Raw genomic sequence first — 8,262 nt, 5'->3', positions numbered from 1 at the left:
GTCCGGGCCCCGCGGGCGGCCCGGACGGGGCGGCCGGTACCCGGGCATCACCGGCGGACCAGGACCGGGCAGAGCGCGGGTCAGGCCTCGGCGACCTGGACGCCGAGCTCTCGCAGCCTCGCCCGCAGCCCCTCGACGTGCTCGAAGCGCAGCGTCCGGAACCCCAGCGCACGGGCGGCCGTGACGTTCGCCACGGAGTCGTCGACGAAGAGCGTGCGCGCGGGGTCCAGGGCGAAGCGCTCGGTCGCGACCTCGAAGATGCGCGGGTCCGGCTTGACGAGCCCCACCCGGCCCGAGACCAGCACGTCCTCCATGAGCCCGACCGCCGGGGCCGCGGGCTCCGCCTCGTGGAACATCTCCGCGGACCAGTTCGTCAGCCCGTACTGCCGGACACCGAGCGTGCGCAGCTCGCGCACCACCTCCTCGGTGCCGGGCACGGGACCGACAAGGCTCGCTGCGAAGTTCTCGGTGTACACGTCGAGGGTCTGCACGTGCTCGGGGTGGTGCTCCGCGAGCTCGCGGCGGGCGTCGGCCCAGGACCGGCCCGCGTCCTGACGCGCGTTGAACGTGGGGAAGTCGACGGCCTCGAAGAAGGCCTCGACGTCGGCACGGGCCATGCGTCCCTCGTAGGCCGCGTACGGGTCCCACGTCACCAGGACGTTGCCGAAGTCGAAGAGCACGGTGTCGACCGCCGGGGCGGGCGCGCTCTCCTCAGGGGCGCCGCCCGGGGTCGTGGGCGTGGTGGGGTTCACAGCATCTCCTTGGGGTCGAGCTGGACGCGTACGCTCCCACCTTCTCGCTTGGCCGAGCGCACCGCGAGGGAGGCCGAGAGCTCGCGCGCGAGCCTGCGGCCCTCACGCAGAGGGACGCGCACGATGGTGCGCACGGGCGGCTGCAGCGAGGGATCACGCCCGGGACCGCCGCGTCCGGGGCGCCCTGCCCCCTCGACGACCTCCACGGGCCCCAGCGTCGTCGAGGCGTCCGCGAGGCCCACCCGGGCCACGACCGCGTCCACGGCCTGCCGGTCCCCCGTGACGGCGGCGACCCGCACCGCGGGCGGCAGGTCGAGTTCACGGCGCTCGGCCAGCTCACGGTCCGCGAACCCCGCCGGGTCCCAGCGCACCAGGGCGTTGGTGGGCCCCGGGGCCGCGTCGCCCACGAGCAGCACCTGCCCGCCCTCGCGGGCCGAGCGCACCAGGCCCGCGGCCGCGAGCCAGCGGTGCAGGGCGTCCTGGGCGACCGCGAGCCCCACGTGCGCGGTGCTCAGCGCGGCGTCGAGCAGCAGCGCGGCGGCGTAGCCGCCCTCGGCCACGGGCTCCGCGCCCGGGGTCGCCACGACCACGGCGGGACGCGGCCCGACGGCGGCGATCACCCCACCCGGGGCGCTCGCGCCCGAGACGCGCACCGCGACGCCCGGGAAGGCGCGGCCGAGCTCCTCGGCCGTGCGCCCCGACCCGACCCGCACCGAACGCAGGCCTGTCCAGTGGCACTCGTCGCACGACCACGCCCCGGCCAGGGCCCCGCACCACGCGCACTGCGGCGGCGCCCCGGGGCCAGGCAGCATGAGCGGCCCGTGGCACGTGCCGCAGTGCGCGGCCGTGCGGCAGCGGGCGCACGCCACGACGGGCATGTAGCCGGCACGCGGGACCTGGACCAGGACCGGCCCGGTGCCCAGGGCGTCCCGCACGGCCCGCCAGGCGGCGCTCGGCAGGCGCGCCGCGGCACCCGCGCCCTCGGACGCGAGCTCGACCGACGTCAGCGCCCGCACCCGCGGGGCCCGCGCACGCAGGACCTCACGCGGCGCGGCGACCTCCCGGGCCCAGCCCGACTCGAGCAGCGCCTGGGCCTGCACCGTGCGGCTCACCGAACCGAGCAGGAACGCGGCCCCCTCCAGCTCGCTGCGCAGCGCGAGGACCTCGCGCGCGTGCGGGTACGGCGAGCGCGGCTCGGCGAGCGTCTCCTCGCCGTCGTTCCAGCACACCACCAGCCCCAGGTCCTGCACCGGCGCGAACGCCGCGGCACGCGTGCCGATCACGATCGGGACCTCGCCGCGCAGCGCGGCGAGGAAGCTGCGGTACCGGGGCGAGGGCCCCTCGTCCGCGGTCAGCCGGACGAACTGCCCGTCCTGGCGCGCCGTGCGGGCCGTGTAGCCGGCGAGCTCGAGCGCCCGCGACATCTGGTCGACGTCCCGCGCGTCGGGCAGCACGACGAGCGCCCCGCGCCCGCCCGTCACGGTCGCGCGCACGGCCTCGGCCAGGGCCAGGGCCCAGTGCTGGACGGCCTGCGCCGGGTCCTCCTCGCCCGCGCCGCGACCGCCCGCCGGACGATCACGGGGGACGGGCACGCCGTCGGCCACGCGGCCCGGCAGCGCCGTCCAGACCGCGCGCGGGCCCGACCCGCCGACCAGGTGGCTCAGGAACGCGGCCCCGCCGCGGTAGGGGGCCCACTCCGAGGGACGCACCGGGCCGGAGGGCGCCGGTGCCGTGGGGGCGGTCGGTGCCACGGAGGGAGCGGAGCCCGAGGACCCGGCGCTCCCCGGGGCGTCGGGGCCGGAGGACGCGCCCGGGGGGCTCGTGCGTTCCCCGTCGGGGACGCTCGGGTCCACCTGGGCGTCCGCGGTCGGCTGCTCGCTGCCCGACGGCGCCGCTTCCGCCCGCGCGTGACGCGGCGGGATCGCGAGACGCAGCACGTCCGAGAGCGTGCCCGCGTAGTGGTCGGCGACCGTGCGGCACAGCCGCGCGACCTGCGGGGTGAGCACCTGCTCGGGCGAGACGAGGCGCTTGAGCGGCACGAGACGACCGTCGTGGTCGCTGCGGTCCGCACGGGCCAGGACGAATCCGTCGACCTCCTGCGGGCCGAACCGCGCCTTGACCCGGACCCCCGGCCGAGCGTCCGCGGCCATCGAGGCGGGCACCAGGTAGTCGAACGTGCGGTCCAGGTGGTGCGGCGACAGGTCGAGGACCACGCGGGCGACCGGCTGGTCGCCCGCGATCTCCAGCGCGCCCACCGGACGCGCGGCCTTGCCCGCCCGCCGGGCGCGAGGGGCCGCCTCGGGAGCGGGGAGCAGCGTGAGCTGCTCCCCCGCGTCCTCGGCGGTGTCCTGGCTGGTCATCGCCCTATCTCAGCACGCGCCACCCACACCGGGGAAGCCGGTGCGACGCGGCTCAGACGGCGGCCTGGAGCGCGGCGACGCGGTCCGTGCGCTCCCACGTGAAGTCGGGCAGCTCGCGACCGAAGTGACCGTACGCAGCGGTCTGCGAGTAGATGGGACGAAGAAGGTCCAGGTCCGCGATGATCGCGGCCGGGCGCAGGTCGAAGACCTCGTCGATCGCGGCACGGATGCGCTCGACCGGGACCGTCTCGGTGCCGAACGTCTCGACGTACAGGCCCACGGGGTGCGCCTTGCCGATCGCGTAGGCGACCTGGACCTCGCAGCGGCGCGCGAGCCCGGCCGCGACGACGTTCTTGGCGACCCAGCGCGTGGCGTAGGCGGCCGAACGGTCGACCTTCGACGGGTCCTTGCCCGAGAAGGCGCCGCCGCCATGCCGGGCCATGCCACCGTACGTGTCGACGATGATCTTGCGGCCCGTCAGCCCGGCGTCGCCCTGGGGGCCGCCGATGACGAACTTGCCGGTCGGGTTCACGAGCAGGCGGAAGTCCGCGACGTCCAGGTCCAGCCCGGCGACGACCGGGGCCACGACGAGCTCGGCGACCTGTGCGTGCAGCGACTCCTGCAGCACGTCCTCGTCGTGCTGGGTCGAGAGCACGACGGTGTCGAGCCGCACCGGACGGTCCCCGTCGTAGCCGATGGTCACCTGCGTCTTGCCGTCGGGGCGCAGGCCCGGCAGCGACCCGTCCTTGCGGACCAGCGCGAGGCGCTCGGCCAGGCGGTGCGCGAGGAAGATCGGCAGGGGCAGGAGCGTGGGGGTCTCGTCGCTCGCGTAGCCGAACATCAGGCCCTGGTCGCCGGCGCCCTGGGCGTCGAGCGGGTCACGCGAGATGCTCGGGCCCGAGGAGTCGTCTCGCTCTTCCAGGCTCTTGTCGACGCCCTGCGCGATGTCCGGAGACTGCTGGCCGATCGAGACCGACACGCCGCACGAGTCGCCGTCGAAGCCGATCGCCGAGGACGTGTACCCGATGCCCTTGACGACGTCGCGGATGATCTGCGGGATCTCGACGTACGCGTTGGTCGTCACCTCTCCCGCGACATGGACCAGGCCCGTGGTGACCATGGTCTCGACCGCGACGCGGGAGGTGGGGTCCTGCTCGAGGAGCGCATCGAGGATCGCGTCGGAGATCTGATCACAGACCTTGTCCGGGTGGCCTTCCGTCACGGACTCGGACGTGAACAGGCGCAGGTCGTCTCTCATGGGGTCCAGCGTACTGTCCCGCTAGATGATACGCGCCATCCGACCACTGAGACGTAGCGGAGATCTCAGTCCGTGGTCGCGGCGAGCGGCGGCGAGAGCTTGAGGACCGCGTCCCACACCGCGTCCGCGACCTCGCGCTTCGACCCCGCGGCCTGGGCGACGGTCTCGCCCTGCGCGTCGACGATCGTGACCTCGTTGGTGTCCGTACCGAACCCTCGTCCGCCACCGACCGGGTTGATCACCAGCAGGTCGGCACCCTTGCGGCGCGCCTTGGCGCGACCGTGGTGCAGGACGTCTCCGGACTCGTCTCCGGTCTCGGCGGCGAACCCGACCACGACCTGCCCGGGGCGCAGGCGCTCGCGCGCCAGCTCGGCCAGGATGTCCGGGTTCTCGACGAGCTCGATGGGCGCGGGCCCCTGGCCCGGCACCTTCTTGATCTTGGTGCCCGGGGTCCGGGCCGGACGGAAGTCCGCGACCGCGGCGGTCATGACCACCACGTCGGCGTCAGGCGCGACCGCGCGGACAGCGTCCCGCAGCTCGGCCGTGGACCCCACGCGCACGACGTCCGCGATCCCGTCGAGCGGCTCGGTCAGGTTCGCCCCGACGAGGGTCACGTCCGCCCCACGGTCCTGGGCTGCGCGCGCGAGCGCGATCCCCTGGCGTCCGCTCGAGAGGTTCCCGATGAAGCGCACCGGGTCGATGGGTTCGCGCGTGCCGCCCGCCGAGACCACCACGCGCAGCCCGGCCAGGTCCTGCGGGGCCCCGCCGACGCCCGCCCGACCGGCGACCTCGAGCGCGGTGCGAGCGATGTCCTCGGGCTCGGGCAGGCGCCCGGGGCCCGTGTCCTTGCCCGTGAGCCGGCCGCTGGCCGGCTCGATCACGTGGACGCCGCGCGAGCGCAGGGTCGCGACGTTGGCCACGGTCGCCGGGTGCTGCCACATCTCGGTGTGCATGGCCGGAGCCATGACCACGGGGCAGTGCACGGTCAGGAGGGTCGAGGTGAGGAGGTCGTCGGCACGGCCGGCGGCCGCGCGCGCGAGGAGGTCCGCCGTGGCGGGGGCGACGATCACCAGGTCCGCGCCCTGGCCGAGCGCGACGTGCGCGACCTGCGGGACGTCGTCGAACACCTCGGTGCTGACCTTCTCGCCCGACAGCGCCTCGAACGTGGGCGCACCCACGAAGCGCAGGGCGGAGGCGGTGGGGACGACTCGTACCCGGTGCCCCTGCTCACGCAGGAGACGCAGCAGGAGGACGGCCTTGTAGGCCGCCACTCCCCCGCTGACACCCAGCAGGATCCTCATCGGTACGAGCCCTCCCTCGCGCCCACGCCTCGCACAGAACGTCCGTCCGCCCGGAGGCGGTCGACGATCAGGGAGCCGGGACGTCCACGGTCTCGATGGTGAGCAGGCCCTGGTTGATCTCGCGCATCGCGATCGACAGCGGCTTCTCCTGGTTGCGGGTCTCGACGAGCGGGCCCACGTTCTCCAGCAGGCCCTCGTTGAGCTGGGAGTAGTACGCGTTGATCTGGCGCGCACGCTTGGCGGCGTAGATCACGAGCGCGTACTTGGAGTCGGCGCGCTCCAGCAGCTTGTCGATGGGCGGGTCGGTGATGCCCTCGGGGGCGGCGATGGTTCCGGACACAGTCTCACTCCGTGAGTCAGGGGGACCTGCGACGGTCTGTCAGGGCCGGTGCAGGATGGATGGTTCAGGTACGACGTGCGGACCTTGTACAGCTGGGTCGATCACGAGGTTGCGCGCGCTCAGCACGCACGCGCCTGACGACCAGTCTACTGGGCAGGCACAAATCCTCCCGAGGGACCGATCGCCCTGCCCCGACGGGGCAGGCTCGGGCGTTGGCGCGGGTCGCCTCAGGCGACGGGCGTCAGGCCCATGGCCTCGACGAGCGCGTCGGTCGCCCGGTGCACCTCGTCGTTGACGATCACGACGTCGAACTCGGGCTCTGCGGCCAGCTCGACGCGTGCGGTCGCCAGGCGGCGCTCACGTTCCTCGGGTCCCTCCGTGCCACGGCCCACGAGGCGCCGCTCGAGCTCCTCCCAGCTGGGCGGGGCCAGGAACACGAACCGTGCCTCCGGCATGGAGGCACGGACCTGGCGCGCGCCCTGGAGGTCGATCTCCAGCAGGGCGGGCACGCCCGCCGCCAGCTTCTCCTCGACCGGGCGACGCGGGGTGCCGTACCGGTTGCGTCCGTGCACCACGGCCCACTCGAGCATCTCGCCCTCGGCGACCAGGCGGTCGAACTCCTCGGCCGAGATGAAGTGGTAGTGGACGCCGTCCACCTCGCCCGGGCGCGCCTCGCGGGTCGTCGCGGACACGGACAGCCACACCTGCGGGTAGCGGGCGCGGATGTCCGCGGACACGGTCCCCTTCCCGACGGCGGTCGGGCCCGCCAGGACGGTCAGGCGGGCAGGGTGCTGTGGTGCGGCGGGTGACGAGGCAACCGGCGCAGCGGGTGAAGCGGAAATGTCAGCCAAACCTCTCGATGAGCGCCGCGGACTGGTGGGGTCCCAGCCCGCGGACGCGACGCGTCTCGGCGATCCCGATCTCTTCCATGATCGCCCGGGCCTTCACCTTACCTACGCCGGGGAGCGACTCCAGCAGCGCGACGACGCGCAGCTTGCCGATCACGTCGTCGGTGCGCCCCTGCTCGATCACCTCGGCGAGGGAACCCTGGGAGTACTTCAACCGGTTCTTGACCTCGGCGCGCGCTCGGCGCGCCTCGGCCGCCTTCTCGAGATTGGCCGCGCGCTGCTCGGGGGTCAGGGATGGTAGTGCCACGCAAGTCACCTACTTGTCCTCAGACGGATGGGCCCACACGTGCACCGGGGCCGCCGACCGGATCACGAGCCCCGGTGGCGACCTCGACACCTTCGAAACTAGTCACACCTGGCAGGTCAGGCAACGCTCACACGCCCTGAGCAGCGAACTTCCTGACGATCTTCTCCCTGGTCGCAGGCCCGACGCCGCACGCCTCGAGGTACCCGTCGATGCTCCCGAACTCCTTCTCGGCCAGCTCCCACGCGCCCAGGAGGTACTCCGGCTCGACGCCCAGCAGGGGCGTCAGGGCCTCCTTGTCCAGCCCGGGGATCGGGGGGATCACGGCCGCGATCCCGTCGACCGCGGCCCCGCTCGCGAGGTACTCGGCGAGCCGGTCCTCGTCGCTCACGCCGCAGACGTACTGGACGAGCGCGACGATCCACCCGGTACGGTCCTTGCCCGCCGAGCAGTGCACGACGACCGCCCCGTCCGCGTCCGCGACGTCCTGGAGAGCCTCCCCCACGGTCCGGCGGATCCCCGGGTCCGTGACGAACGTCGCATAGACGCCGTGCATCATGGCGCGGGCCAGTGCCTGGGGGTCCTTCGACCCGATCAGCTGGGCGATCATGGCCGCGGTGTCGGCCGAGCGCTCCTCACCGTCGGACGCGCCGTCCGCGCCACCAGGCCCCGCGTCCGAGTCGCGCAACGCGTGCCCGACGCCGGCGCCCGGGTCCATCCGCCGAGGCACCACGCGCGTGGTCGCCGGGACGACGTCCTGCCCGTCGCGCTCGACCTCGTCCTCACCACGCAGGTCCAGGTCGACGGTCACCCCGAGGGCCTCGAGAGCCGCGACGCCCTCGGGGGTCAGGCGGGAGAGGCCGGCGGTGCGCAGCAGCACCCCGGTGCGCAACGGCTCGGTGGCGCCGACGGGCACGGCGCGCCCGCCCACGTCGCGGGCGTTCCAGGTCCCGGGGATGTCGAGGGCCCCGGGGTCGTCCGTCCGGGCGTCTGCAGCGAGGGAAGAAGTCATGGGGCGAGTCTTTCAGGTGGCGTCAAGAGCCGCCGCACGGCACGTCACGTGCCGCAGAAGGCCCGAGGGGGCGCCCACCGGGATCGG

8 protein-coding genes are annotated in these 8,262 nt (G+C 74.2%); all 8 read right to left on the bottom strand.

Translation table 11 applies throughout. The features are described from left to right. Positions 1-80 precede the first annotated feature (80 nt). Positions 81-752, bottom strand: coding sequence for an HAD family hydrolase (locus ACFWFR_RS14780; RefSeq protein ID WP_377623451.1), 672 nt, complete (start codon positions 750-752; stop codon positions 81-83). Continuing rightward, the gene (locus tag ACFWFR_RS14775; RefSeq protein ID WP_377623450.1) at positions 749-3,112 is read right to left on the bottom strand and encodes a primosomal protein N'; all 2,364 of its coding nucleotides are present in this window, start codon (positions 3,110-3,112) and stop codon (positions 749-751) included. Before ACFWFR_RS14775 ends, ACFWFR_RS14780 begins: the two co-directional genes overlap by 4 nt. 52 nt (positions 3,113-3,164) lie before the next feature. Beyond that, complete coding sequence (gene metK, locus ACFWFR_RS14770; protein WP_377623449.1) at positions 3,165-4,370, bottom strand: methionine adenosyltransferase; 1,206 nt, start codon at positions 4,368-4,370, stop codon at positions 3,165-3,167. A gap of 65 nt (positions 4,371-4,435) precedes the next feature. Continuing rightward, positions 4,436-5,671: a bifunctional phosphopantothenoylcysteine decarboxylase/phosphopantothenate--cysteine ligase CoaBC gene (gene coaBC / locus ACFWFR_RS14765; RefSeq protein WP_377623448.1), complete on the bottom strand. Its 1,236-nt coding sequence runs from the start codon at positions 5,669-5,671 to the stop codon at positions 4,436-4,438. A 67-nt stretch (positions 5,672-5,738) separates the two neighbouring features. After that, on the bottom strand, positions 5,739-6,011 hold the full coding sequence (gene rpoZ / locus ACFWFR_RS14760; protein WP_056651983.1) for a DNA-directed RNA polymerase subunit omega: 273 nt from the start codon (positions 6,009-6,011) through the stop codon (positions 5,739-5,741). A 227-nt stretch (positions 6,012-6,238) separates the two neighbouring features. After that, entirely contained in the window at positions 6,239-6,853 is a 615-nt protein-coding gene (gene gmk / locus ACFWFR_RS14755; RefSeq protein WP_191802618.1) for a guanylate kinase, read from the bottom strand. Between the two features lies 1 nt (position 6,854). Beyond that, positions 6,855-7,166, bottom strand: coding sequence for an integration host factor, actinobacterial type (gene mihF, locus ACFWFR_RS14750; RefSeq protein WP_056651986.1), 312 nt, complete (start codon positions 7,164-7,166; stop codon positions 6,855-6,857). A 127-nt stretch (positions 7,167-7,293) separates the two neighbouring features. After that, positions 7,294-8,175, bottom strand: coding sequence for a tyrosine-protein phosphatase (locus tag ACFWFR_RS14745; RefSeq protein WP_377623447.1), 882 nt, complete (start codon positions 8,173-8,175; stop codon positions 7,294-7,296). Positions 8,176-8,262 lie beyond the last annotated feature (87 nt).

The organism is Oerskovia sp. NPDC060287 (assembly GCF_042726775.1).
In the GTDB taxonomy this organism is placed as follows: Bacteria; Actinomycetota; Actinomycetes; order Actinomycetales; family Cellulomonadaceae; genus Oerskovia; species Oerskovia merdavium.
This window is presented reverse-complemented; position numbering and strand designations above follow the sequence as displayed.